This window comes from Pseudomonas sp. LAP_36 (assembly GCF_019456785.1).
GTDB classification, from domain to species: Bacteria; Pseudomonadota; Gammaproteobacteria; order Pseudomonadales; family Pseudomonadaceae; genus Aquipseudomonas; species Aquipseudomonas tritici.
Genome location: NZ_JAHZMS010000003.1, coordinates 498,731 through 525,267, shown reverse-complemented (window position 1 = coordinate 525,267; position 26,537 = coordinate 498,731). Strand labels below are relative to the sequence as shown.

Here is a 26,537-nt window from a genome sequence, read left to right as displayed (position 1 = left end):
TTACTGGTCCCCTGCAGGCTTAGGCGCGCTGGCAAGTGCCTGAAGCAATGCCGGGTCCTTGATCGCCTTCATGATGATTTCTTCAGCGCCGGTCTTGCCGTCCATGTAGGTCAGCAGGTTGGCCAGCTGGGTGCGGGCTTCGAGCAGTTGGTTCAGCGAGTCGACCTTGCGTGCCACGGCGGCCGGGCTGAAGTCGTCCATGCTTTCGAAGGTGATGTCCAGGCTCAGGTTGCCTTCGCCGGTCAGCTCGTTCGGTACGTGGAAGGCCACGCGCGGCTGCATGGCCTTGAGGCGTGAGTCGAAGTTGTCGACGTCCACTTCAAGGAACTTGCGGTCAGCCACCGCCGCCAAAGGCTCGGCAGGCTTGCCGGCGAGGTCGGCCATCACACCCATCACGAAGGGCAGCTGGACCTTTTTCTCGGCGCCGTAAAGCTCGACGTCGTACTCGATCTGCACTCGAGGCGCGCGGTTGCGCGCGATGAATTTCTGAGAACTTTGCTTCGCCACGTTGCTGCTCCTGGTCGCTTGAGCGACGGTGTTGTTACTGGACTGCCGGGCGGCTTACTCGCCGTCCGGGCCGCGCAGGTTTTCAAATTGGGACATGCCGTCGGGAATCAGATTGCGCACGATGGCCGCGAAGTCGGCGTGCACCAGATGCTTCGCCCGGTTCAACAGCACCGGCAACGGGCTCGAAGGCTCGTGCCGGGTGTAGTACGCAAGGATCTTGTCGAGGCTGCGCAACACATCGTCGCGGTTGGCGATATCGCCAGCGGGGCGCGGTGCTGCGGGGGCGGCGGCGAAGTCGACCGAGGGGGCATTGTCGTCACTGACGGCCTCGGGTTCGCTGCTGCTGTCGGTGCCAGGCACCGCTTGATTGAGTATCTGCAACGCCTGTTTAAGCGGCTGCTTCAAGGCACTGAGGTCCACGCCCTGGGCGGAACCGACCTGATCATTGACTTGCTGTTCGATGGCTTCGCACGCCGCACGCGCTGCAATCAGGGCGTCACGGGTGGCTTGCAGTTGCTCGGGGTCGCTGTCGAGGAACGCGGCGGTGAGTTGCTGGGCGCCGAGTTGTTCATCGGGGAAACTCAGCAGGCCGCTGGCGTTGAGCGCAGCGCGCAGGCTCACGGGGCCGAAAGTGCGTGAACGCGTGAGGATGCTTTCGCGCAGCAGGCGAATGTTGGTGTCGCAGGTCAAGCCGGTGAGGGCGTTGATGCGCACAGTGGGGTCGTTATCGTCGTCGGCATCCAGACGCGGGTGCAGGTCGGCCCAGTAGTCGCGCAGCAACGCGTTGATCAGTGTCAGGGCTTCGGCTAAGCCAGCCACGCCCTGCAGGGCGAGGGAGCTTTGCAGCAGGAAATGGGTGATGCGCAGGTCTTTGCTGCGCGCCAGCAAGTCGAGGCTTTGCTGCTGGATGCTGCGCCATTCCGGCGGTTCAGCGGGCAGGGTGGAGTCGCCCATGCTGCGCTCGGGTTGGCCCTTGGCATCACGCTCCAATTGCAAAAATTGCGCGTCATATTCCATGTCTTCGCCACACGGCGAAGTCGTAGAAACGGCGGTGAGCAGCAACGGCACATCCACTGAAATCGATCTCCCTATCAGCCCGTTAGATGACGGGCAATTCATGCGTTAGTTGCGCGAGGAACTTTGCATGTTTTCTTGGTCATATAGGCGCACTGCTATTAATGTGCCATTACTGGTATTCAAGAAGTTGTGCATTTTTGGTGTAGTACTTATGCCTTGTCAAGGTAAGCTATTCGCCCTCTGTGACAGATGTGCGGTGCTTAACAACCTGGGCGACTGGTGGGTCGAACGACGCACCGGGGCAGGATTTTTGTCACAGAGCCCAGTTAAGATCAGCGATCATGCTGGCATTGGCAGGTTATAGGGTCGGTTGCTCGACCTGATGAGGATATCCCGGAGGCGCAGTTCCGGGAATCGACCGCGCGCGAAGTATCAGCAAGGAGGCAAGATGTCGCTGTGTTTGACTATCACTAGTTATCACAAGATTACCCCTGGGCAATGCTCCGAAAAGTCCATGAACCAGGGCGCGATTGCTATCGGCCGCAGCTCGGAAAATGACTGGATCCTGCCTGACCCTGAGCGCCTGGTTTCCTCGCAACACTGTGTTATTCAATACAAAGACGGCCGTTATTACCTAACCGATAACAGCACTAATGGTGTGGAGTTGGTTAAAGCGGGTGTTCGTATGCGCCGGGGTAACAGCGAGCCGCTGCAAGATGGTGAGTTGATCCGTATCGGCGATTACGAGATCCAGGCACGTATCGATTTCAACGTGCAGGCCGTCGAGAGCCAGCCGTTTGCCGGTGATTCGCCGAACAGCTTTGAAGCGCTGCTGGGCGCCGTGGTGAGCACGCCCACGCCAATCCCAGCACCGGTTATCGCGCCCCAGTTCCAGGGCGCTTCGTCGATGGACACCCTGCCGGACCTGTTTGACTTCCTCAGCCCCACCGCCGTGCCGCCGCCGACCGTGGCGGATCACGTGCCCTCTGAACAGCATGACTTCCGCCCGCCGACGCCCGTCACCGTGCCAGTGTTCGAGAAACCTGTGGTGTCAGGTTCGGTGATTCCTGAGGATTGGGACCTGCTTGGCGATGCGCCGGCGCCGGTGGTCAGCGCACCACCCACTCCACCGCCCGCGCCGGCGATCCAGCCGCCACCCCTGGTCGAGCCTGTGCGCCCAGTGGCAGACAGCCAACAACCCGATCTCCTGCAAGCCTTCCTGCGCGGTGCTGGTCTCGATCAACTGAGCCTCGATAAAACCCAGGCGCAAGCCCAGATGGAAAGCATCGGCCGCAGCTACCGCCTGATGGTCGAAGGCCTGATCGACGTGTTGCGTGCCCGTGCCAGCCTGAAGGGCGAGTTCCGCATGCAGCAGACGATGATCCAGCCTGCAGAAAACAATCCGTTGAAATTCGCCCCGAATGCCGACGAAGCGTTGCTGCTTTTGCTGCGCCACGGTAACCAGGCGTTCATGGCACCGGACCTCGCCGTACGCGACAGTTTCAACGACCTGCGTGCCCACCAACTGGCGGTGATGGCCGGCGTGGAGGCGGCGATCAAGCACCTGCTCAGCCGTTTTGAACCCGCGCAATTGGAAGAACGCATGGGCAAGCCCGGCGGGCTGTCGAGCATTTTCAACGGCTCGCGCCAGGCCCAGTACTGGCAGCAGTTCACCGAGCTCTACAGCAATATTTCCCGCGAGGCCCAGGAAGATTTCCAGGACCTGTTCGGCCGCGAATTCAGCCGGGCCTACGAAGAACACAGCGCACGACAGCGTCGCTAAACCCGCGCCGCAACACATGGATTAACGGATAGCTAAGTACGTCATTGAGGACGCAGGATGATTCCCAGGTTTTTACTCGCAGTCGCCACCTTGCTACTGCTGACGGCGTGTGCCAAAGACGCCGCGAAACCCGAAGCGGTGGCAGAAGCAGAGGCCGATACAGCTGCTGTCGAGCTGCACTTCCACGCGATCAACGGGCTTAACCCCGGCGCCAACGGCCAGGCCGCCCCGGTGCGGGTGCGTATTTTCGAGCTGAAAAACGCCGCCACCTTCGCACGCGCCGATTACTTCGCCCTGGCGGATCGCGCGCAATCCACCCTCGGCCTGGACCTGCTGGACCAGGACGAAGTGATGGTGCAGCCCGGCGAGCAACTGAGCATCCAGCGCGACCTCGACCCGTCCACGCGCCAGATCGGGCTGTTGGTGGGCTATCGAGAGTTGGACCGCGCGCAATGGCGCACGGTGATCAACGTGCCCGCGCGCCAGTACACCGAATACCAGATCAGCCTCGATGTACGTGCCGTGCGCGCCGACGTCGTGGTCTCCCCATCCAGCCCTGCCCAATAAGAAGCAATCGGAGCCCCCATGTCCTGGAACAATCGCGTGGTCTGGTCGGAAGGCATGTTCATTGGAACGCAGCACTTCCAACAGCATGACCGTTACCTGGAAAACCTGATCGACGCCCGCAGCCGCCCGTTGTCCGCAGGCGCCTGGGGGTTTTCCGAGTTGCTGATCGATCAGGGCCTGCTGGCCCAGGGCAAACTGGCAATCGTCTCGGCGCGCGGCCTGTTGCCCGACGGTACGCCCTTCAACATCCCCCATGATGACCTCGCGCCGAGCCCGCTGAATATCGACGACAACCTGCGCGACGGCCTGGTGTACCTGGCCTTGCCGCTCAAGCGCGCCGGCGCCCGCGATACCGTGGACGAAGGCGAGGCCCTGGAAGCCGCGCGTTATGTGAGCCAGGTGCGGGAAGTACGTGACGACAACGCCCCCTTCGAAAACCGTGCGCCAGTGGCTGTCGGCTCTCGCGCCCTGCGCCTGTTGACCGCCCAGGATGGCGTCAGCGATTACGCCGCTATCGGCCTGGTGCGCATCAAGGAAAAACGCGTCGACCGTGCGCTGGTGCTCGACGACACTTACATCCCGCCCGTACTGGACGTGGCCGCAAGCAAACCGCTGACGGCGTTTCGCAGCGAGCTGCTCGGCCTGCTGCACCAGCGCGGCGAAGCCCTGGCCGGCCGCGTAGTTGCCTCGGGCGCGGGTGGTGCTTCGGAGATTGCCGATTTCATGCTGCTGCAATTGGTCAACCGGGCCCAACCGCTGATCCAGCATTTGAGCCAGTTGAGCCCGCTGCATCCTGAACGCTTCTTCAGTGAATTGGTCAGCCTGGCCGGCGAGTTTTCGACGTTCTCGACCTCGGGCCGGCGCCCTCAGGAATACCCGCACTATCAGCACGACGACCTGGTACTGAGCTTCGCCCCGGTCATGGCCGCGCTGCGTGAAGCGCTGTCGATGCTGATCGACAGCAAAGCCACGCCGATCCCGATTGTGGAGAAAGCCTATGGCATCCACGTGGCGATGCTGGCCGACAAAACCCTGATCGACAGCGCCAGCTTCATCCTGGTGGTGCGCGCCGATGTGCCCGGTGAAACCCTGCGCGCGCGCTTCGGCCAGCAGAGCAAAGTCGGTTCGGTGGAGCACATCCGCGACATGGTTAACCTGCAACTGCCGGGGATCGGCCTGTTGCCGTTGCCGGTGGCGCCACGCCAACTGCCGTACCACGCAGGCTCGACGTATTACGAGCTGGATCGTGGCAGCGAGCATTGGCAACAGCTGAGCAATTCCGGCGGCTTCGCTTTCCACATCGCCGGGCAGTTCCCGGGCTTGAACCTGGCCTTCTGGGCGATCCGAGGATAATCCGCGATGCATCCCAATGATGATGACCGCACCCAGTTCATGCCGCGCCCCGGTGGCCGCGCGCCGGAGCCTGTGCGTGCTGAACCCTCGCCGCTGGCGATGCCGGCTGCGCCGATGCTCACTGGCAAGAGCCAGGGCCTCAACCCGCTGGAAAGCGCCGCCGGCCCTTTGCTCGCCTTGCTGACGCGCCTGCGCAACACCATCGCCCACCCGGCGCCGGCCAGCCTGCGCGCGCAGTTGCTGGCCTACCTGCGCCAGTTCGAAGAGCGCGCAGAGGCGGCCGGCATCGCCCGCAACGAAGTGCTGTTGGCGCGTTACGCGTTGTGCACCGCCCTTGATGAAGCGGTGTTGAGCACGCCTTGGGGCAGCACCAGTGATTGGGGCAAGCAAAGCCTGTTGATCACCGTGCATAACGAAGCCTGGGGCGGGGAAAAAGTCTTCCAGTTGCTTGATCACTGCCTGCAAAGCCCACGGGAGCGCCTGTATCTGCTGGAGCTGTTATACCTGTGCATGTGCCTGGGTTTCGAAGGCCGCTACCGCGTGATGAACGACGGTCGCAGCCATTTGGAAACCCTGCGTGAACGCACCGCCGCCGCTATCCGCAGCGCCCGTGGCGAACATGAGCGCGAGCTGTCGCCGCACTGGCGCGGCGTGACCGTGGCACGGGATCGCCTGGCGCAATTCATGCCGCCGTGGATCGCCGTGGCCATCGGCGTCGCGCTGTTGCTGGCGTTGCTGTTTGGCCTGCGCCTCAAGCTCGCTTCGGATGCCGAGCCGGTGTTCAAGAATATCCATGCACTGGGCGAAATCCCGGTGCAGGCCATCGACCGTCCCGTGGCACAGCCGAAAGTGATCGAACGCCCGCGCCTGGCTGGCTTCCTGGTGGAAGACATCAAGGCCGGCCGCGTTGCCGTTGAAGATGCCGTTGACCGTTCCGTGGTGACCATCCGTGGCGATGAACTGTTTGCGTCCGCCAGCTCAAGCATCGTGGATGACTACCAGCCGCTGATGCTGCGCATCGCCGACGCCATCCGCAAGGTCAAGGGCCAGGTGCGCGTTACCGGGCACAGCGACAACCGCCCGATTGCCACGCTGCGCTTCCCGTCCAACTGGGCGTTGTCCGAAGCACGGGCCAAGTCAGTGCTGGAGATCCTCGCGGCCAAGACCGGCCAGGCGGATCGCTTCAGCGCCGAGGGCCGAAGCGACACCGAGCCGGTAGCCACCAACGCTACAGCCGAAGGCCGCGCCCGTAATCGTCGGGTTGAAATCACCGTATTGGCGGAGGGCGTCGAGTGAAGGCGTTTTTCAGTTTTATGATTCGCTGGGTGATCCCCGTGCTGGGCCTGATCGCCCTGAGTTTGATCATCTGGTTTGTCGGGCCGTTGCTCGACGTGCTGGTGCCGGAAGGGCGTCGTTGGGCGCTGATCATCCTGGTGTTTGCGCTGTGGATTGCCTACCGCGTGTTCCGCATCATCCAGGCCCGCCGCCAGGCCGCCGAAGTGATGCGCAGCCTGGCCGCCGAAACCCCGGCCGACCCCAACAGCGTCGCCACGGCCGAAGAACTCACCACCTTGCGCCAGCGCATGGACGAAGCGCTGACGCTGCTGAAAAAGGCCAAGCTCGGTGGCGATGAGCGCCGCAATCTTTACGAGCTGCCATGGTACGTAATCATCGGCCCACCGGGTTCGGGCAAGACCACCGCGCTGGTCAATTCCGGGCTGCATTTCCCATTGGCCGCGCAGTTGGGCGCGGGTGCCGTGCGTGGTGTTGGTGGTACACGTAACTGCGACTGGTGGTTTACCGACCAGGCCGTGTTGCTCGACACCGCTGGGCGCTACACCACCCAGGACAGCAACTCCACGGTGGATAAAGCCGCGTGGCTGGGCTTCCTCGACCTGCTGAAAAAGCAGCGCTCGCGTCGGCCTATCGATGGCGCTTTTATCGCCATCAGCCTGTCGGACTTGCTGCTGGGCACCGATGCGGAACGTGCCGCCCACGCCGCGGCCATCCGCCTGCGTATCCAGGAGCTGTACACCCAACTGGGCGTGCGTTTCCCGATCTACCTGATGCTCACCAAGCTCGACCTGGTGCCGGGCTTCATGGAGTTCTTCGACAACCTGAGCAAGGAAGACCGCGCCCAGGTGTGGGGCATGACCTTTGCCCTGGACGATGGCAAGAACAGTGACAGCCCGCTAGCGCACCTGCAGAGCGAATTCGCCGGCCTGGAACAGCGCCTCAACGAACGCCTGGTCGAACGCCTGCAACAAGAACGTGACCCAGCGCGGCGTGACCTGATCTACGGTTTCCCGCAGCAGTTCGGCGCGTTGAAGGATTGCCTGCAAAGCTTCCTCGAAGGCGTGTTCAAGCCCAATGCGTTTGAGGAGCGCGTGTTGCTGCGCGGTGTGTATTTCACCAGTGGTACCCAGGAGGGCAGCCCGATTGATCGCTTGATCGGCGCGATGGCCCAGAGCATGAATCTGGACCGCCAGCACCTGGCACGCCAGAGCGGCACCGGCCGCAGTTACTTCATCGAAAAACTCTTCACCGCCGTGGCGTTTGCCGAGCGCGGCCTGGTGGGGGTGAACCCCAAGGTCGAGCGGCGGCGCAAGTGGATTGCTCGTGGTGTCCTCGCCGCCACCGTTGCGTTGGTGGTGGTGGTCAGCAGCCTGTGGTGGGTGAGTTATCGCGCCAACCAGGCGTATATCGCCCAGGTCGACCAAAAGGTCGCGCCGCTGGGCCAGACCGTCCAGAACCTGAGCCCGGCGCAGCGCGAAGTGCTCGCCGTGCTGCCGTTGCTCAACGCCGTGAAGAACCTGGCAGGCGACTCGCCGAGCTGGTCCGAAGGCCTGGGGCTGTACCAAGGCGACATGCTCGAAGCCGAATCCGCCAGCGTCTACCGCAAGCTGTTGATCGCCGTGTTCGCGCCACGCCTGGTGACGCGTATCGAAGAGCAACTGCACGGCGGCGGCAATTCCGACTTCCTCTACGAAGGCCTCAAGGCCTACCTGATGCTCGCTGACACCGAGCATTACGACCCGGACTTCATCAAGGCCTGGATCGCCCTCGACTGGGACCGCAACCTGCCGCGCGACCTGCCGGCTGATCAGCGCCAAGCATTGGCCGGGCACTTGCAGTCGTTGTTCGAGCGCCATCCGCCAAGCGCGCGCCTCGACCCACGTTTGATTGATGACCTGCGCCGCCAGTTGCAACAACTGCCGGTGGCCCAGCGCGTCTACGACCGGGTCAAGCGCCAGAAACTGCCCGAAGGCATTCCGGATTTTCGTATCAACGAAGCCGCCGGCCGTGACGCGGCGCTGGTGTTCAGCCGTAAAAGCGGCAAGCCGTTGGGCGAGCCGCTGAGTGGGTTCTTCACCGCCAAAGGCTATCGCCAGGCGTTCCTGCTGAGCAGCCTGAACCAGACCGGCACCCTTGCCGAAGAGCAATGGGTGCTGGGCCATGAACAGGCCGACCAGCAGAACGTGGTGAGCCTGGCCGCCGATGTGCGCCGCTTGTATTTCCAGGACTACCAGCGCCAGTGGGATGCCTTGCTGGCGGACATCGACTTTGTGCCGATCACCAGCGTGGCCCAGGCGGCCGACGTATTGCGGGTGATATCCGGCCCGACCTCGCCGCTGAAAAAACTGCTGGTGGCGGTGGCCAAGGAAACCGACCTGCAAGCCGAAGAACGCCAGTTGGCCGCCAAAGGCGTGCCGGTAGAAGGCGGCGTCGACAAGCTCAAGGAGCGCCTGGGCAGTCTGCTCGGCCAGGAACAACCGACCCCCAATGCACCGCAAGCAGCGGATGATCCGGTGACCGCGCACTTCGCCGAACTCAACAGCATCGTCAGCAAGGGCGAAGGCGAACCGGCGGCCATCGACGGCCTGCTCACGGACATGAACGCGCTGTATGTGCAGGTCAGCGCCATGGTCGGCGCCAGCGGCGATGCGTTGCTGGGCGAGGCGAAGAACCAGGCGGCGGCTGCGGCCACGCGGGTCAGCCTGAATGCCGAGCGCCAGCCGCCGCTGGTGCAGGGCATGGTCAAGTCGGTGGTCAATTCCACCACCAACAGCATGATGGGCGGGGTGCGTAACCAACTGAACGCGGCGTGGGTCAGTGAAGTGGTCAACGTGTATCGCCAGTCCCTGGCTGGGCGTTATCCGATGTCGCCGGGCAGCGCCCGCGATGCCACCTTGGACGACTTCGGCCAATTTTTCGGCGTGGGCGGGGTGATGGACAACTACTTCCGCAAATACCTGCAGCCTTACGTCGACACCTCCGCACAAACCTGGCGCTGGCAGCCGGGCGCGGCGCAGAAACTCGGGATTGCACCGGGCGTGCTGCAAACCTTCCAACGTGCGGCGACCATTCGTGATGCGTTCTTCAGATCGGGGGGCACGCAGCCCGTCGTGCGTTTCGAACTCAAGCCCGTGTCGATGGACCCGACCATCACCCAGTTCCTGCTCGACCTCGATGGCCAGCAATTGAGCTACGACCACGGCCCAAGCCGACCGGTTGCGATGCAATGGCCGAACCCCGGCAGCATTGGTGTGGTGCGTATTTCCATCATGCCGCCGTCGGCCAGTGGCCGCTCCGGTGTGACCCTCGACGGGCCGTGGGCGTGGTTCCGTTTGCTGGAGCAATCGGACCTTACCGCCGGTAATTCGCCGGACCGTTTCAACCTGCGCCTGCGGGTCGACGGCGCGAGCATCGCCTACGAGTTGCGCGCCAACAGCGCCTTCAACCCGTTCAAGAGCCGCGTGCTCAGCGGCTTCAGCCTGCCGGAGCGGCTATGACGACGCTGGGTTTCTACGGCAAGTTGGCCAGCCGCGGCGACTTTGTCAGCCGCGCCTTGCCCCAGAGTTTTATCGGCCCGTGGGACAGCTGGCTGGCGGCAGGCTTGCTCGCCAGCCAAAACAGCCTCGGCGGTGATTGGCTCAATGTGTACCTGGTCAGCCCGTTGTGGCGTTTTGTATTGGCGCCGGGCGTATGCGGGCCGGATGCGGCGGCGGGTGTGGTGATGCCGAGCATTGACCGGGTCGGGCGGTATTTCCCGCTGGCCGTGGTGGCGCTGCTTGATCACGACACCAATCCAGCGTCCCTCGTGGGCGGGCCGGACACCTGGTTCGAGCAGGCCGAAGAACTGTTGCTCAGTACCCTGGATGCCGGCGCCACCTTTGAGCGTTTCAATGACGGCCTCGACACCCTGGGCTTGCCGGCGACTGAGCCGCGCGCAGTGGACAGCCGCTTCGCCGGCCTGCAGCGCGTGAGCGCTACCGTGCCCCATGGGCGCATGACCGCACTCGCCGAACAGGCCTGTGAAGGCGCGAGTTTGTGGTGGGGCCGTGGTTCGCAACAGATTTCCCCTGGTTTATTGCGGTGTCAGGGCCTGCCTGCCGCTGGCGATTTTGCGCAGTTTTTGCTCGGACAAGAAGGTGTGGTGTAGATGGGGTCGACGTACAAATCCGCGAGCAAAAGCCATGTGGGCATGGTCCGCCAGGTCAACGAAGACGCCTGCCTGGACCTGCCGGAAAACCGCCTGTGGGTAGTCGCCGACGGCATGGGCGGGCATGCGGCGGGGGATTATGTCAGCAGCCTGATCGTCGACAGCCTGCGCGGTGTGGCGCTGGGCCGTTCCCTTGAAGAATATTGCGCGGCCTTGCGCAATGACCTGATTCGCATCAACGCTGCCGTGCGCGAAGAAACCGCCAACCGTGGCGTGACCATGATGGGCAGCACCGTGGTGTTGCTGGCGGCGCGAGGCTTGCGTGGCGTGTGCCTGTGGGCCGGTGACAGCCGCTTGTATCGCCTGCGTGACGGCGTGCTTGAAGGCATTTCCCGCGACCACAGCTACGTGCAGGACCTGCAAGACAGCGGTCTGCTCAGCGAAGCCGATGCGCGCACGCATCCGCGCGCCAACATCGTCACCCGCGCGGTGGGCGTGGAAGCCCAGCTGGAGCTGGCGGCGGTTGACCTGCTGATCGCTCCCGGCGACAGCTACCTGCTGTGCAGCGATGGGCTGAACAAGACCGTCGAAGACCATGAAATCCGCGAAGTCCTCAGCCATGACACACCGGATGAAATCGTGCGCAGCCTGGTGCACCTCGGGCTTAGCCGGGGCGCGCCGGACAACATCACCGCCATCGTCGTGAAGGTATCGTCATGAACATCGTCATCCCGGGTTATGACATCGAAGGCGAGATCGGCGAAGGCGCCATGGCCAGCGTGTACCTGGCGACCCAGCGTTCGCTGGAACGCAAGGTGGCGTTGAAGGTGATGGCGGCGGCACTGGCGGCCGACCCGAGCTTCTGCGAGCGTTTCCTGCGCGAGGGCAAGACCCTGGCGCGCTTGTCGCACCCGCACACGGTGACCATCCATGACATCGGCAATGTCGGTGAGCTGTATTACATGGCGATGGAATACCTGCCCAACGGCACGCTCAAGGAGCGTATTGCCGCTGGCCTGACGCCGGAGCAGGGCGTGACGCTGATCCGCCAGATCGCTTCGGCGTTGGGCTATGCCCACGCTCAAGGCCTGGTGCACCGCGATGTGAAGCCGGCGAACATTCTGTTTCGCGCCGATGGCACGGCGGTGCTGTCCGACTTTGGTATCGCCAAGTCGTTGGATGACCGCACTCAATTTACCCAGGCCGGTTTTGCCGTGGGCACGCCGAGCTATATGAGCCCGGAACAGGCGCGGGGCCAGGAGATCGACGGCCGCGCCGACCTGTATGCGCTGGGCGTGGTGCTGTATGAAATCCTTGTCGGCAAGCTGCCCTACAGCGGCACCGATGCGCTTTCGACTGCGCTCGCACACCTGACCGAGCCGTTGCCGGAATTGCCGGTGCACCACGGCCGTTATCAGGGCGTGCTGCGCAAGCTGTTGGCCAAGGACCCGGCGGAACGTTTCCCGGATGCGGCGGCGTTGTTGCTGGCGCTGGACCAACTGCCGGCGGACTCACCGGAAGCCACGCTGGTGCGGCCGCTGCCGATCCCGCTGAGCTTTGATCTGGCGGGCATGACCCCGGTCACCATCGATATTCCGACCGATAAACCACAGCCGCAACCTGCAGTGCGCCAACCTGTGGTGACTCCGACGCAACACAAAGCCGTGTCCGAGCAACGCCGTGGGCCGGTGTTGGCCCTGGCCGCTGTTGCGGTAGCGGTTGCATTGGCCATTGGTGGCGCCAGTTATTGGTGGTTGAGCGGCAGCGATGAGCCGGCCAAACCGCCTGCTGCGGTGGTGCCCAAGGTGACGCCACCACCACCGCCAGTCGCTGAAGTGGATGGCGGTCAGCGCCCGCTGTTGATGGCGGGTAAGAAGACCCTGTTCCAGCGCGTGCTCAGCAAGCCCGGTGCGAAGCTTTCAACGGACGCCGGCAGCGCGCCAGGAAAGGCGCTGCCGGCGTTCTCCGTACTCTATGTTTACCAGCGCAAAGACGTCGACGGCAGCCCGTGGGTACGCGTCGGCGCGGCCACCGATGGGCGCAGCGATGGTTGGTTGCCGGCCGCGCAGGTCAGCGACTGGAAGCAGAGCCTGGTGCTGAAATTCACCGAGCGCTCGGGCCGGGCGCCGGTGATGTTCCTGCGCCAATCGGGCGAAGTGGAAAAGCTGTTGGCTGACCCGGCCGCCGCCAAAGGCGTGCTGGCCAAGGCGCAGAAAAACAGCGAAGACAATGGCCAGGTCCTCGCGTTGGAACCGACTGCCAGCGCCGTGCCGCAGAACCAGTTCTACCTGTTGCCGATCTTCGACTCCAAAGAGAGCTTTGACGAAAACGGCCAGCCGGTGCAGTTGCTCAATGTGGCTTCCATCGATCCAGGTACCAGCGCGGTTAAACCGGCCACGCCTGTGATCAAGGCGAATGCCGACGCCTTCCGCACGGCCGTTGTATTGGTGGTCGACACCACCGTGTCGATGCAGCCCTACATCGACCAGATCCGTGACGTGGTGCACGAACTGCAAACCCGCATCGGCGAGCGCGGCGAGTTAGACAGTGTCAGCTTCGGCATGGTGGGTTTTCGCAGCAGCATCAAGAAAACCCCTGGCTTGGAATACGTCGCCAAGACCCTGATCAGCCTCGATCAAGGTCGCGACCCGCAACGCTTCCTCGACATGGCGCGCCAGGTCAAGGCGTCCACCGTGTCCAGCCATTCGTTCAACGAAGATGCGTTCGCCGGGGTGATGCAGGCGGTGGACGGCATGGATTGGTCCGGTTACGGCGGGCGCATCATCCTGCTGGTCACCGATGCTGGCGCACTGCGCAAGAACGACCCGTTTGCCGCCACCCAGATGAACGAGGCGGAAGTGCGTCAGGCCGCGCTGGGCAAGCAGATCAAGATCTACGCCCTGCACCTGCGCACCGATGCCGGCAAGAAAACCCACGCCGGCGCCGAAAGCCAGTACCGCATCCTCACCGCCGACGCCAACCCGCAGATCGGCGACCTCTACACGCCGGTGCCGGGTGGCGACGTGCGCAAGCTGGGCGAGCGCGTCGACGAGATCGGTACGGTGTTCGCCAACCTGGTGCACCAGGTGCGCAGCAATACGCCGCAGCCGGTGCCGTTGCTGAGTTCTGCACCAACCTTGGCAGACAAATCCGCAGCAGTCGGCTATGCCATGCACATGGATTTCCTGGGGCGCAAAACCGCAAGCCAGGCGCCGCAACTGGTCAGCGCATGGACCGCCGACCGCGACCTTACCAACCCGGCGCTGCCGGCGTTCCAGGTGTGCGTGATGCTGACCAAATTGCAGCTCAACGACCTGCAGCAGTCGCTGAAACTGATCGTCGATGCAGCGCGCAAGACCCAGACCTCACCCAAGGATTTCTTCCAGGAAATTGCCAGCGCCTCGGCCTACATGAGCCGCGACCCGCAAGCCTTGCGCAAGGGCGGCAACCTCGCCGACGGCGGCATCCTCGGCGAATACCTCGAAGGCCTGCCGTACCGCAGCAAATCGCTGAACATGACCCAGGACCTGTGGTTGTCGTTGAGCGTGGCCGAGCAGGAAGACTTTATCGACGAGCTGGATTCGAAAATCCGCCTCTACGAGACCTTCCACAATGACGTGGCCAATTGGGTCCGTTTCGGCGATGCCGAGCCGGGTGATGCGTTGTACCGCGTGCCGTTGTCGACGCTGCCGTGATGCTGAACCTGAACGCCGTGCACAAGAGCCGGGGCGTCGGCAGCCAGCGCTATAGCCTGGTGATTCCGGCGCTGGCGCTGCGCGCGGGTGAGCAATTGGCGATCGTCGGGCCCAGCGGGTGTGGCAAAAGCACGTTGCTGGACCTGTTGGCGCTGGTCCTGGCGCCGGATCAGGTCGGGCAGTTTGAATTCAATCAGCAGGATATCCGTGGGCTGTGGCGCGGCGATCAGCAATCCACGCTGGCGGCACTGCGCAGCCAGCATTTGGGCTATGTGCTGCAAACCGGTGGCCTGCTGGGCTTTCTCGATGTGCGCAGCAATATCGCCCTGTCGCGGCAACTGCTGGGTTTGAAGGACGATGGCTGCGTGGCGCGCCTGGCCGAGCAGCTGGAAATCAGCGACCAGTTGGCCAAGAAGCCAGCCGCATTGTCGGTAGGCCAACGCCAGCGCGTCAGCTGTGCCCGTGCGCTGGCACATGCACCGCAGCTGGTGTTGGCGGACGAACCGACGGCGTCCCTCGACCCCTTGAATGCCGAGCGCGTGATGCAGGCGTTGCTGGCCCAGGCTCGCGAACACCGTGCGGCGTGTGTGATTGCCACCCATGACGAACCTCTGGCGCGCGCCAGTGGCTTGCAGGTGCGGCGCATCAGTTGCCGTCGCGACACCGACGGCGGCGTCACCGCCACTCTTGGGGAGGCGTGCTGATGCGCATCGGTCTGGTGGCGTCGCTGGCCTGGCAGGATTACCGCAACGATGCGTGGCTGTCGGCCTGTTCGGTGCTGGCGCTGGTGGCGGTGATCGCGCCGTTGCTGGTGTTATTCGGCCTGAAATTTGGACTGGTTAGCAGTTTGACCGAACGTTTGCAGACCGACCCCGCCACCCGTGAAATTATTCCGTTGGGCGGTGGTCGATTCAGCAGTGCATTTATCGAGCAGCTCGGTCAGCGCAGTGATGTGGCGTTTGCCGTGCCGCGTACGCGGCAGATTGCGGCGACGGCGCAAGTGGGCACGCTGAGTCTGGAAATGCTGCCGACCGCGGTGGCTGATCCGTTGCTGGGCGGTCTGCCGGTGCCAAAGGGCCTGGATCAGATCGTGCTGAGCCACACCGCTGCTGAGAAGCTCGCGGCGCGGCCTGGCGATTGGCTGGAGACCAGCTTTGCACGGCAAGTGGCGGGACGCGTCGAAGCCCAGCGCACGCGCTTGCGGGTGTTGGCGGTATTGCCGCTGGAAGCCTTTGCCCGTGACGGTTTGTTTGCTGAATTGAGTTTGCTGGAAGCGGTTGAAGATTACCGCGATGGCCGTGCAGTGCCGACGTTGGGTTGGGCCGGTGATGAGGCGGGCGTGAGCGAACAGCGCGTGTATCCCGCGTTTCGGCTGTATGCCCGCAACCTCACCGATGTGGAGCCGCTGCGGGTGTATTTCGCCGGGCAGAATGTGTTGGTGTCGACCCAGGCGCAGACCATTGCGCAAGTGCAGTCGTTAAGCCGCAACCTGTCGATCGTATTTTGGGTGATCTGCGGGCTGGCGTTGGCGGGAGCGTTTGCGGCGATCTTTGCCGGAGCGTTGGCCGCCGTGGCGCGCAAGCGTCGAGAGTTATCCGTGTTGCGCCTGTTGGGGTTTTCCACGGGCGGGCTGTTGGTGTTTGTGGTGGTGCAGGCGCTGTACAGCGCAGGTTTTGCGGCTGCGCTCAGTGCCGGGTTGTACGGCCTGGCCGAGGCCGCTTTGAATCAATTATTCGTGCAGGTGCCGGGCGAATACGCCAGCCATCTGCTGGCGCGTCATTACGGCCTGGCCCTGGCTGCTGTGCTCGGCGTAAGCGCCGTGGCGGCGGTGTGTGGCGGTTGGCGAGTGGCGCGTATCCAGGCTTCTGAAGGAATCAGAGATGTATAAGTTACTGGGCGCCGCCGTGGCGCTGAGCCTGGCCTCAATGGCCTGGGCTGATGAAGCGAGTGACAAACTCGACAACCCCAAGCCGTTGCCGGATGACGTGAGCCTGCCGCTGCCGTGTGAAGGCAACATGGTGTTTCGCTACGCCTACGTGCTGGCCCAAGGCACCCTGGACGATCGCGAAATCAGCCTCGGCTACCCCTTTGCCGAAGGCGAGGCGGGCTATCAGCAGTCGTTTATTTCCGGTTACCGCCGCGACTTCATCAACGGCCAGTTCACCCTCAAGGACTTGCCCAAAGACTGGAACAAAGTCATCGCGCCATTGATGCCGAAGACTGACGCCAAGACCCCGCTCAAGCCCATGCTGTATTTCATCGGCAAGTACGAAGTGACTGCACGCCAATACGCCCAAGTGATGGCCCAGGCGCAGTCACTGGCCAGTGGCGAACCGGCGCCTGCGTGCGACGCGCCCACCGGCATGGCCGGGCGCTTGCCCAAGGTGAAACTGTCGCGCTTTGAAGCCGAGCGCTTCTCGGCGGTGTACAGCGCCTGGCTGATGAAATACCACCGCGAGTTGCTGCCGGTCAGCGGGCGCGGTTCGTCAGCGGAGGATGGCGGGCTGGGCTTTGTGCGCCTGCCCACCGAAGTGGAATGGGAATATGCCGCGCGCGGTGGCCAAGCCGTGAGCCGTCAGGACCTTGAAGGGCGCCTGTTTCCGCGCCGTGTCGAGGGCAGCGAAAGCGACGGCCCGCTCGGCGATTACGCCGTGTTCAACCAGGTCGCCGGCGGCACTGGCCAGGCCGCACGCCTGATGCCCATCGGCACCAAATTGCCTAACCCGATTGGCCTGTTCGACGTGATCGGCAATGCGGCGGAAATGGTCCAGGAATCCTTCCAGCTGGTGCATGCCGGGCGCCGTCAGGGCACCTATGGCGGCTTTGTGGTCAAGGGCGGCAACTATTTGGAAGGCGAGGGCACGCTGTTCACCGGCATGCGCCGCGAGTACCCGCTGTTTGCGGCCGACGGCACCGAGCAAAGCAACGAGACCACCGGCTTTCGCGTGGCGATTGGCGCATTGTCGGCGCCGCGTTCGCGCTACAAGGAACTGTTCGCGCAGTGGCAAAAGGAGGGCCGCCTGGCTTCGCTGACTGACGCCATCGACGACGCCCAGGACCCGACCAAACGCCTGGACAGTATTATCGCTGCCAGCGTCGACCCCAAGCTGCAAGCCGAGCTTGGGCTGGTCAACGAAGAACTTAAGCGCAACGTCTCGCTGATCGCCCAGCAACGCGAAGAAGCGGCGGGCAACCTGATTCAGTCCGCCGCGTTGGTGGCCGAAACCATCAGCAACTACAACATTCGCTTGGCCAATCTGCAAAAGAGTCGTCAGCAGGCTATCGACAACAAAGACGAGGCCAGCGCGCAGCTGTTTGACATGGCGATTGCCAACGGCCGCAGCGCGCTGGATGGCGCAGTGGCGATCTATATCGACAACCTGGCCACCGGCACGCGCTATACCGATGCGGTGATCCAGGCGCAGTTTCAACGGATCAAGGAAGAGTTGGATCGCAAGCCTGTGCTCGGCAAGAGCCTGGTGACGCGCGCAACACTGTTCGTTCGTCATGTCGGCAACTACCGCAAGCAACAGCGGGCCGACCCGGCGACGATCTTGAAGGAATTGCTCGCAGCGAGCGGTCAGCGATGATCGCTGGCTGTATGGCGAGCTTGGAAGGGACTCAGGCGGCGGTGGGCCGTGCTGGGCAAGTCAAACTTAAAAGAGAACACACCTATGCTTTTTTCCCGTAAGGCGGTTTCCAAGCGTCACTTGCTGCTGATCGCGGCCGGCTTCAGCACAGTGCTGACCGGTTGTGCCACGTCGCCGGCCTCCAAGGTCGCGTCGAGCACCAAGGTCGAGTACTACCCGAACTGCTACGAGCCGGTGCAGCACCTGCGCGCGACTGATTCGGACATGACCAAGTCGGTCGTCACTGGCGCGGCCATCGGCGCGGCCGGCGGTGCACTGCTGGGTGCTTTCACTGGCGACAAGGAAAAGCGCGGCCGCAACGCCGCGATTGGCGCTGCGGGCGGCGCCCTGGCTGGCGGCGCGGCGGGTTACTACACCGAGCGTCAGAAGCAGATCAGCGATGACAACCAACGCATTGCTTCCTACTCCACCGACTTTAACAAAAGCGCGTCCGACATCGACCGCAGCACCGCTTACGCCAAAGCCTCGCAGCAGTGCTACCAGAGCGCATTCACCAAGCTGGTGGCCGACCGCAAGGCCAAGACCGTCAACGACACCGAAGGCCGCAAGCGCCTGGCGGAAATCGTTTCGGGTCTGAAGGAATCCAATGACCTGATCGTCGCGGTCAACGGCAAAGCCAGCGAAGACCTGAACAACTACACCCAGGCCTACGAGAAAGACCTGCAGCAAGTGGGCGTGCAGCGTAATGACGTGGTCACCGTGGCCCAGGCCGACGTGGCGCCGCCGGTTGTACCGGCCAAGAAAGGCAAGAATCCGCCAAAAGTCGCGAAGAAGAAGGACTTGCCGGTCGTGCCTAAAGAAGCGGTCACTACCGAGAAGAGCATCCAGACCGTGCAGGCCAAGCAAGCTGAAAGCAAGCAGGTCGCCAGCGCCGGTAAGGCTCAGATGGAAGGCGCCTGCCGCGATCCAAACCTGGTCGACTGGGCACCGGTACCTTGCCCAAACGTTTAAGTAACATGCTGCTATAAGCGTCAAACGCCAGCCGATCTTCCGCTAATGCGCAAGATCGGTGGCGTTCTCTTTGCAAATCGTTAAACTGCTGCGGCCACTCAATAATTACACCGAGGCCGTGTGCATGAAATTTCGTCTTCTGCTGTGGGTGCTTGGCCTGATGATGGGCAAAGCCAGCCGCACCAATCCTGCCTTTCAGCAGCAACTGGGTGATAAAGACCTGGCTTTCCAGCTGCAAACCCTCGACGGCAAGGTTGCCCGTCACTTCATCGTCAAAGACCAGCGCATCACCAGCCGCTCAGGTGTTCACCCTGCGCCGGCGTTTGCCATTGCCTTTAAAGATGCCGCCTACGGCTTCGCCACGATGCAGGCGAAGAACAAGCAACTGGCGTTCATGACGGGGATTCAGGACAAGTCGATCCAGATCAAGGGCAACCCGGCGCTGGTAATCTGGTTCCAGGGGTTGACCAAGTATTTGAAGCCGAAGAAAAAGAAGTAGTCTTACAGGTAGACCGAGGTGGATTCATCGCAGGCAAGCCAGCTCCCACATTCGACCGCATTCCAAAGAATGTACTCGGTCAAAATGTGGGAGCTGGCTTGCCTGCGATAGCGGAGTAACAGGCAATAGACTCAGCCCTGGCTGAACTGGGAAGCCAGTTCGCGGAGCAACACCTCGGCATCCAGCACTTTGCCGACTACCTCTTCAGCCTTGTCCCGCGTCAGCCCCAGGCGCTCAAGCAGCGCATCCGGAATCGTCTCATCCGGCCCGGAACCAATCCCCCGGCTGCGCAACAAGCGCACGGCCAAACACACCAAGTTCGGATACTCAGCGTATTGCCCGTCATAAGTCGGGTCGTGCTGGAAGCGCAGCGCGGTGGATAACTCATCCGGCATGTCCCAGTAGCGCATCAGCCAGGCACCGATCTGCTCGCGGCTGATGCCCAGCAGGTGTTGCTCGACATAGCTGTGGCACAGGTGCGGGTTGACTTCCAAGTGACGGCAGATCAGCGAGAAGTGCGGCGGGAACACGTGCGCCAGCAGCAGATAACCGAAGTTGTGCAACAGGCCGGCGAGGTAGGTCAGGCCGGCTTCCGGGCGCTGGGCGCGCGGCATGGCGCGGGTCAGGCCCTCGATCACGGCGGCGGTGTAGATCGACTGATGCCAGTACGGCGTGGCTTGGTGCGGGTTGTCCTTGGGCAGGCTCAAGGTCTTGCCCAGCGCGAGGCCCAGCGCCAGGTTGATCACCAGGTCAAAGCCGAGCACGCGCACGATGGCGTCTTCAACGGAGCGGATCTTGCCCGGCGACGCGTAGTACGGCGACGCGGCCCAGCTCACGACTTGCGCGGCCAGGGCCGGGTCGGTCTCCACTACGCCGGTGATGTCATCGATGGTGGCGTTGGGGTCGACACGCAGCTTGATAATCTTCTGCGCAGTGTCGGCCAGCGGGGGAATCTCGATGGTCGCTTCCAGGCGCTGCTGGATGCGGCGCGCGGTGAACGCCTGCATGGCCTGGGTGATTTCCTCACGGTCATCATTCGGGCGGTCAAGGTTGGGGCGGATGTTGCTCAGCGGCTCGCCGAAGTGGCCGGCGCTGGCCTTGGTGAGCATGGTCTTGAAGGCGTCGCTGGAGATCTCCAGCAACAGGCCTGCTTCACCCGAATGCACCAGCAGGCTCGGCTCGTTGAGCAGGCTGCCTTCGTACAGGCACGGCGAGCTGGTAAGCGGCGGCAGGCCCGGCAACAGGCTCAGCTCATGTTTGCCGAGCATGCGTGCGACGCGGTCCGGCGACACGGCGATAAGGCGGCGGCCAGTGAGCTCGGCGAGGCGGTTGAGGTCGAGCAGCTGGTTCTGCGGGAACAGCACCATCAGCGCGCCCACTGCATCTTCCAGCAGCACCGCCTGGACCTTTTGCGCAGGATTCAGGCCCGGTAGATCGCTGACTTCCGTGTAGGGGATGGCGAGTTTTGCGAGCAGAGCCCGAATGACCGGCGGGGCGGTCAGTGGGACTGTGGCGAGGGCGACTTCTGACATGGCCTGATCCAATTTCGTACAGTCATCGAAGTATAACCAGCTTGATACACCTGTAGGTCGGTTAAGTGCGTCGCACCTTACACTTGACCGTATTGCTGCCCGTGCCTGAGCCAGCGATCCAGCAACGGGCTGACGTGTTCCGGCCAGCGTTCCATCAACGCTTGCGCCGCATCGCGCACGGCGGGGAGCAAGTCGGCGTCGCGCATCAGGTCGGCAACCTTGAATTGCAGCAGGCCGGTCTGGCGAGTGCCGAGCATTTCGCCGGGGCCGCGCAGTTCGAGGTCTTTTTCGGCGATGATAAAACCGTCGTTGGTTTCGCGCATGATGCCCAGGCGCTGACGGCCGATCTGTGACAGTGGCGGGTGGTAGAGCAGCACGCAATGGCTGGCGGCGCTGCCCCGGCCAACACGGCCGCGTAACTGGTGCAGTTGCGCCAGGCCAAGGCGCTCGGGGTTTTCGATGATCATCAGGCTGGCGTTGGGCACGTCCACCCCCACCTCGATCACGGTAGTGGCCACCAACAGTTGCAGGTTGCCGGCCTTGAATTCGGCCATCACCGCGGCCTTTTCCACAGGTTTCATGCGCCCGTGGATCAGCCCGACCTTGAGCTCACCCAAGGCGCTGGTGAGGTCTTCAAAGGTGGTTTCGGCCGCCTGGCAGGTCAGTTCTTCGGACTCCTCGATCAGGGTGCACACCCAATACGCCTGGCGGCCTTCGGCACAGGCACCGCGTACGCGCTCGATCACTTCGACACGGCGGGTGTCGGTGACCAGCACAGTGTTGACCGGGGTACGGCCGGGCGGCAATTCGTCTAGGATCGAAGTGTCGAGGTCGGCGTAGGCGCTCATGGCCAGGGTGCGCGGGATCGGCGTCGCGGTCATGATCAACTGGTGCGGGTTCATCCGGCCACCCACGCCTTTCTGGCGCAGGGCCAGGCGCTGTTGCACGCCGAAGCGGTGCTGTTCGTCAATGATCACCAGGGCGAGGTTCTTGAACTTCACTTCGTCCTGGAACAGTGCGTGGGTGCCCACCACCATCGGTGCGCCACCGGCGATTTGCTCCAGCGCGGCCGCACGCACCTTGCCCTTGAGCTTGCCGGCCAGCCACGCGACTTCCAGGCCCAGCGGTTCGAGCCAGCGCTTGAAAGTGATGAAGTGCTGTTCGGCGAGAATCTCGGTGGGTGCCATCAGCGCTACCTGGTAACCGGCTTCCAGTGCTTGCAAGGCAGCGAGGGCGGCGACCACGGTCTTGCCCGCGCCCACGTCGCCCTGGATCAGCCGCAGCATCGGCTCTTTCTGGCTGAGGTCGTAGGCGATTTCATTGCCGACGCGCTGCTGGGCACCGGTCGGCGCGAAGCCGAGGTTGGCCAGGTATTGGGCAGGCAAACGCGTGGCCTTGGGCATCGCCGGCGCGCGCAGGGAACGCATGCTCTCGCGCAGGCGTTGCTGGGACAGTTGGTGGGTCAGCAGTTCTTCAAAGGCCAAGCGGTGCTGGGCCCAGTGATGACCCAGCGCCAGTTCATCGACATCGGCGTCGGCGGGCGGGTGATGCAGGTAGCGAATCGCATCGTCCAGCGGCGCCAGTTGATAGTCGCGGGCCAGTTCCAGGGGCAGCCAGTCGGGCAGGCTCTTCGGGCCAAGCATCGCCAGGGTCTGCATGCACAGTTGGCGCAGGCGCTGCTGGGTCAAGCCTTCGGTGAGGGGGTAGATCGGGGTGAGTGTGGTGTCGACCGGCGGCGGTTCGTCGCCAGTGATGGCGCGGTATTCCGGGTGGTAGATCTCCAGGCCCGACGCGCCGGGCCGCGCTTCGCCATAGCAACGCACGCGGGTGCCGCGTTTGAGGCCCTCCTTCTGCGCGTTGCTGAAATGGTAAAAGCGCAGGCTCAGGCCGCCGGTGCCGTCCTGCAGGCGCACGACCAGGCTGCGGCGCTTGCCCATCACCACGTCGGCGCCGCTGACGGTGCCTTCGACCACCGCATCCTGCCCAGGGCGCAGATGGCCGATGGGCACCACGCGGGTGCGATCCTGGTAGCGCAGGGGCAGGTGAAACAGCACGTCCTGGAGGTTCTCCAGGCCGACCTTGGCCAGCTTCTCGGCCATGGCCTCGCCGACACCCTTGAGTGCCGTCACCGACACCTGCGACAGCTCTGTCATACCGTTGCTCAGCTCGCGGCAGGCGGCTTGGCCACCGAACACAGGCGAATCGAGTCGGCGAGGATCTCAATCGCTTTGGGCCGTGGGAAGCTGGCGCGCCAGGCGATCGCCACGGTGCGGAACGGCACCGGCGGCGTCAGTGGGCGCACTGCGATTACGCCGGGGGCGTAGTGATGGCTGTCCACTGCCGACAGCGGCAGGATTGAAATGCCCAGGCCGGAAGCGACCATGTGGCGAATGGTTTCCAGGGAACTGGATTCCACCGTGGTGTGCTTGGCGCCGTCGTTGCCTTTGGTCAGCGTCGGGCAGGCTTCCAGCACTTGGTCGCGGAAGCAGTGGCCTTCGCCGAGCAGCAGCAGGCTCTTGTCGTTGAGCAGGCCGGCATCGATGGTGTCTTTTTGTGTCCACGGGTGTGAGGCGGGCATCAACACGTAGAACGGCTCGTCGTAGAGCGGCAGGGTCAGTACGTCTGCTTCGTTGAACGGTAAGGCGATGATGATCGCGTCCAACTCGCCGTTGCGCAGTTTGTCGCGCAATACGTGGGTGAAGTTTTCTTCGATATACAGCGGCATCTGCGGCGCGACGCGATGCAGTTGCGGGATCAGGTGCGGAAACAGGTACGGGCCGACGGTGTAGATGGCGCCGACTTTCAGCGGTGCAGTCAGCTGGTTTTTGCCGGCCTGGGCCAGTTCGCGAATGCTTTGCGCCTGCTCCAGTACCTTCTGGGCCTGGGCCACGATGCCTTCGCCCACCGGGGTGAGGCGCACGGCGCTCTTGCTGCGCTCGAAAATCAGCACACCGAGTTCGTCTTCAAGCTTTTTCACGCCCACCGACAGCGTCGGCTGGCTGACGTGGCAACGCTCGGCCGCGTGGCCGAAGTGCTGCTCTTGGGCGAGGGTAACGATGTAGCGTAATTCTGTAAGAGTCATAGCGGGCGTCCATGAAGTTGCGGGCCAAGCATACCGGCTGCAATCGATAGGCGCACGTTATCAGAACTTTGCTGGGGATTGAGCGGGGAGTGCGGAGGATTTAGCTAAAAACGGATTTTTTGAGGCAGTGAATTCAAATGTGGGGCTTGCCCGCGATGCAGGCACCTCGGTCTATCAGTTGCACCGAGGTGATGCTATCGCAGGCAAGCCAGCTCCCACACAAGCTGACTCCTGCAACCTTTAGCGACGGCGTTTCTCGATGTTGTACACGAACGGTGCAACGATCTCGATGCTGCCGCCTTTCAACATATCGGCTGGCGGCTTGGGCAGCGGCTGGGCACGACGGATCATGTCCAGGGTTGCGCGGTCCAGGTCAGCGTTGCCGGAACGGCCCACCAACTCGTAGGACAGCACGTTGCCTTCGGCATCCACCACAAATTTCAGGCGGTTCAAGCCTTCTTTGCCACGGGCCTGGGCACCTGGCGGGTACTTTTTGTACTTCTGCAAGTGCGCCAACAGTGCGCCTTCCCAGGACGCTTTGGCGGCGACCTGTTGCGGCGACGGGCCAGGTACGGGCTGGGCCGATTTTTCCGCTGGCGTGTTAGTCGGTGGAGCGTCGCTCGGCGGTTCCTCGGAGGGTTTCTCCTTGGGTGGCTCGATCTTTTTCTCCACAGGCTTGGGCGGCTGCGGTTTTGGCTTGGGCTTGACGGGCTTGGGCACCTGGATCGTCGGCTTGGGTGCCTCGGCCAGTTTCGGCAGGGGCAGCTCTTCGACCGGGGCAGGCGGTTGCGGCGGCGTGACCACCTTGGGCGGTGCCGGCGGCGGTGGGGCTGGCATCGGTGCCAGGTCGATGACCATGGCAGCCGGTGGCAACTGCACCGTACGCGGCGCTGACCAATGAAGCGCGATAGCGATCGCGACGGCATGCACGCCCAGTACGACGGCGAGGCTGGTGCCATAACGCGTCAGTTTGTGGCGCGTTGTGATCATTTCTTGGCTGCCGTCTCAAGTCCGACCAGGCCTACCTTGAGGTAGCCGGCTGCCCGCAGGGCATCCATCACGCTCATCAGGTCGCCGTAGTCCACGCCTTTGTCGGCCTGGAAGAAGATCGTCGTGTCTTTCTTGCCTTGGGTTTTGGCGTCGAGCACCGGCCCCAGGGTTTCAGTCTTGACTTCCTCTTCACCCAGGAACAGGCGTTGGTCCGCCTTGACGCTGAGGAAGATCGGCTTCTCCGGCCGCGGCGCAGGCTTGGCGCTGGACGCGGGCAGGTCGACCTTGATGTCCACGGTCGCCAACGGTGCGGCCACCATGAAGATGATCAGCAGCACCAGCATCACGTCGATAAACGGCGTGACGTTGATTTCGTGGTTCTCGACGAGTTCGTCGTCGCCTTGATTCAAATGCAGGCCCATGGCCGATTACCCCACTTTCACCATGTGCGGTTGCGAGCTGCGCTCGGTAGGCAGGTGATCGAGGTCGCGGCTGACCAGCAGCAGGACTTCTGCCGACGCGTCCGATACCTGGGCCTTGTAGCCGGCAATCGAACGGGCGAAGACGTTGTAGATCACCACCGCAGGAATCGCGGCAACCAGGCCCAGGGCAGTAGCCAGCAAGGCTTCGGCGATGCCGGGGGCAACGACGGCGAGGTTGGTGGTCTGGGTTTTAGCGATGCCGATGAAGCTGTTCATGATGCCCCACACGGTACCGAACAGGCCGACGAAGGGCGCGGTGGAACCGATGGTTGCCAGCACGCCGGTGCCGCTGCTCATGTTTCGACCGCAGGCCGCCACCAGGCGCTCCAGGCGGAAGGCCACGCGTTCCTTGATGCCTTCTTTCTCGCGGGCGTTGGCCGACAGGCGCATTTCTTCCAGCGCGTCGTGCACCAGGGTGTTGGCCAGGGTGCCTTTCTTGGTCGCGCTTTCGCTCGCTTCCTTAAGGGTGGTGGCCTTTTTCAGGTGGACGATTTCGCTACGCAGGCGACGCTTGGCGCCCAGCAGCTCGAAGCCTTTGGCGATCCAGATGGTCCAGGTGATGATCGAGGCAATGGCCAGGCCGATCATGACGGCTTTCACTACAACGTCGGCGTTCTGATACATGCCCCACGGCGACAGGTCGTGGGCCATGCCCAAGGTGTTGTCTTCTTCCAGAACTACGCCGGTTTCGTCGGTGGAGGCTGGGTCAGCAGCCTGGGCCGGGTCGGTAGCGGCTGGCGCGGCGGCCGGAGCGGCCGGTGCGGCCGGTGCGGCAGCAGCAGGCGGGGTCGTCGGCGCGGTGGCATCAGCAAAGGCGGCGGTCGGTGCCAGCATAACGCTGAACAGCAGCGCAGCAATCGCGCGCCAGGCGCGGGACGGGCTGTGAAGCTTGGTTGGCGAAGCGGGGGTTGTATTACGTGTCATGCTGGCCGGACCTGAGTAAAAAAATGAGTGATCGTCCTTCCAGACCCAAGGGGTCGAGGACA

At 63.2% G+C, this 26,537-nt stretch carries 21 protein-coding genes; 13 read left to right on the top strand and 8 right to left on the bottom strand.

The genetic code is table 11. The features are described 5' to 3' along the window. Together tssB and tssA are read right to left on the bottom strand one after the other, a co-directional pair. Window positions 1-507, bottom strand: a complete 507-nt coding sequence (gene tssB / locus JBO08_RS13545) for a type VI secretion system contractile sheath small subunit (protein ID WP_003231688.1) — start codon at window positions 505-507, stop codon at window positions 1-3. A 54-nt stretch (window positions 508-561) separates the two neighbouring features. Then, entirely contained in the window at window positions 562-1,581 is a 1,020-nt protein-coding gene (gene tssA, locus JBO08_RS13540; RefSeq protein ID WP_065875496.1) for a type VI secretion system protein TssA, read from the bottom strand. Between the two features lie 391 nt (window positions 1,582-1,972). Here tssA and tagH point away from each other — a divergent pair, with 391 nt between their 5' ends. From tagH to JBO08_RS13475, 13 genes are all read left to right on the top strand, one after another. Next, entirely contained in the window at window positions 1,973-3,307 is a 1,335-nt protein-coding gene (tagH, locus tag JBO08_RS13535; RefSeq protein ID WP_220074661.1) for a type VI secretion system-associated FHA domain protein TagH, read from the top strand. A 57-nt stretch (window positions 3,308-3,364) separates the two neighbouring features. Then, a complete protein-coding gene (tssJ, locus tag JBO08_RS13530; protein ID WP_065875494.1) occupies window positions 3,365-3,874 on the top strand; it encodes a type VI secretion system lipoprotein TssJ in 510 nt (169 codons plus the stop codon). Between the two features lie 18 nt (window positions 3,875-3,892). After that, window positions 3,893-5,227 (top strand): type VI secretion system baseplate subunit TssK, encoded by a 1,335-nt coding sequence (tssK, locus tag JBO08_RS13525; protein WP_065875493.1) that lies wholly within the window; start codon window positions 3,893-3,895, stop codon window positions 5,225-5,227. Between the two features lie 6 nt (window positions 5,228-5,233). Then, window positions 5,234-6,523 (top strand): DotU family type VI secretion system protein, encoded by a 1,290-nt coding sequence (locus JBO08_RS13520; RefSeq protein WP_065875492.1) that lies wholly within the window; start codon window positions 5,234-5,236, stop codon window positions 6,521-6,523. Then, window positions 6,520-10,020 (top strand): type VI secretion system membrane subunit TssM, encoded by a 3,501-nt coding sequence (tssM, locus tag JBO08_RS13515; protein WP_220074662.1) that lies wholly within the window; start codon window positions 6,520-6,522, stop codon window positions 10,018-10,020. Before JBO08_RS13520 ends, tssM begins: the two co-directional genes overlap by 4 nt. Next, window positions 10,017-10,670 carry a type VI secretion system-associated protein TagF gene (gene tagF / locus JBO08_RS13510; RefSeq protein ID WP_065875490.1) on the top strand — a complete coding sequence of 218 codons (654 nt, stop codon included), beginning with the start codon at window positions 10,017-10,019 and terminating at the stop codon, window positions 10,668-10,670. The genes tssM and tagF overlap by 4 nt, the downstream gene beginning before the upstream one ends. Next, on the top strand, window positions 10,671-11,390 hold the full coding sequence (locus tag JBO08_RS13505; protein WP_065875489.1) for a PP2C family serine/threonine-protein phosphatase: 720 nt from the start codon (window positions 10,671-10,673) through the stop codon (window positions 11,388-11,390). Further along, complete coding sequence (locus JBO08_RS13500; protein WP_065875488.1) at window positions 11,387-14,365, top strand: serine/threonine-protein kinase; 2,979 nt, start codon at window positions 11,387-11,389, stop codon at window positions 14,363-14,365. The genes JBO08_RS13505 and JBO08_RS13500 overlap by 4 nt, the downstream gene beginning before the upstream one ends. Beyond that, window positions 14,365-15,069: an ABC transporter ATP-binding protein gene (locus tag JBO08_RS13495; protein ID WP_220074663.1), complete on the top strand. Its 705-nt coding sequence runs from the start codon at window positions 14,365-14,367 to the stop codon at window positions 15,067-15,069. Before JBO08_RS13500 ends, JBO08_RS13495 begins: the two co-directional genes overlap by 1 nt. Beyond that, window positions 15,069-16,253 (top strand): ABC transporter permease, encoded by a 1,185-nt coding sequence (locus JBO08_RS13490; RefSeq protein ID WP_220074664.1) that lies wholly within the window; start codon window positions 15,069-15,071, stop codon window positions 16,251-16,253. Before JBO08_RS13495 ends, JBO08_RS13490 begins: the two co-directional genes overlap by 1 nt. Continuing rightward, window positions 16,246-17,955 carry an SUMF1/EgtB/PvdO family nonheme iron enzyme gene (locus tag JBO08_RS13485; RefSeq protein WP_065891311.1) on the top strand — a complete coding sequence of 570 codons (1,710 nt, stop codon included), beginning with the start codon at window positions 16,246-16,248 and terminating at the stop codon, window positions 17,953-17,955. Before JBO08_RS13490 ends, JBO08_RS13485 begins: the two co-directional genes overlap by 8 nt. An 84-nt stretch (window positions 17,956-18,039) precedes the next feature. Next, window positions 18,040-18,966: a type VI secretion system-associated lipoprotein TagQ gene (gene tagQ / locus JBO08_RS13480; protein ID WP_049710921.1), complete on the top strand. Its 927-nt coding sequence runs from the start codon at window positions 18,040-18,042 to the stop codon at window positions 18,964-18,966. Window positions 18,967-19,090: 124 nt separating this feature from the next. Continuing rightward, window positions 19,091-19,465, top strand: coding sequence for a hypothetical protein (locus JBO08_RS13475; RefSeq protein WP_003195530.1), 375 nt, complete (start codon window positions 19,091-19,093; stop codon window positions 19,463-19,465). A 131-nt stretch (window positions 19,466-19,596) separates the two neighbouring features. Here the strand turns inward: JBO08_RS13475 and JBO08_RS13470 are convergent, their stop codons facing one another. The 6 genes from JBO08_RS13470 to exbB form a co-directional block, all read right to left on the bottom strand. Further along, window positions 19,597-20,997 carry an aminoacyl-tRNA deacylase and HDOD domain-containing protein gene (locus JBO08_RS13470; RefSeq protein ID WP_220074665.1) on the bottom strand — a complete coding sequence of 467 codons (1,401 nt, stop codon included), beginning with the start codon at window positions 20,995-20,997 and terminating at the stop codon, window positions 19,597-19,599. 77 nt (window positions 20,998-21,074) lie between these two features. Next, window positions 21,075-23,150, bottom strand: a complete 2,076-nt coding sequence (gene recG, locus JBO08_RS13465) for an ATP-dependent DNA helicase RecG (protein WP_065880385.1) — start codon at window positions 23,148-23,150, stop codon at window positions 21,075-21,077. Window positions 23,151-23,158: 8 nt separating this feature from the next. Next, window positions 23,159-24,079 (bottom strand): hydrogen peroxide-inducible genes activator, encoded by a 921-nt coding sequence (locus JBO08_RS13460; RefSeq protein WP_003213305.1) that lies wholly within the window; start codon window positions 24,077-24,079, stop codon window positions 23,159-23,161. Window positions 24,080-24,319: 240 nt separating this feature from the next. Next, entirely contained in the window at window positions 24,320-25,069 is a 750-nt protein-coding gene (locus JBO08_RS13455; protein WP_065880286.1) for an energy transducer TonB, read from the bottom strand. Beyond that, a complete protein-coding gene (exbD, locus tag JBO08_RS13450) occupies window positions 25,066-25,491 on the bottom strand; it encodes a TonB system transport protein ExbD (protein ID WP_017526806.1) in 426 nt (141 codons plus the stop codon). Before exbD ends, JBO08_RS13455 begins: the two co-directional genes overlap by 4 nt. A 6-nt stretch (window positions 25,492-25,497) precedes the next feature. Beyond that, on the bottom strand, window positions 25,498-26,475 hold the full coding sequence (gene exbB, locus JBO08_RS13445) for a tonB-system energizer ExbB (RefSeq protein ID WP_220074666.1): 978 nt from the start codon (window positions 26,473-26,475) through the stop codon (window positions 25,498-25,500). Between the last annotated feature and the right edge of the window lie 62 nt (window positions 26,476-26,537).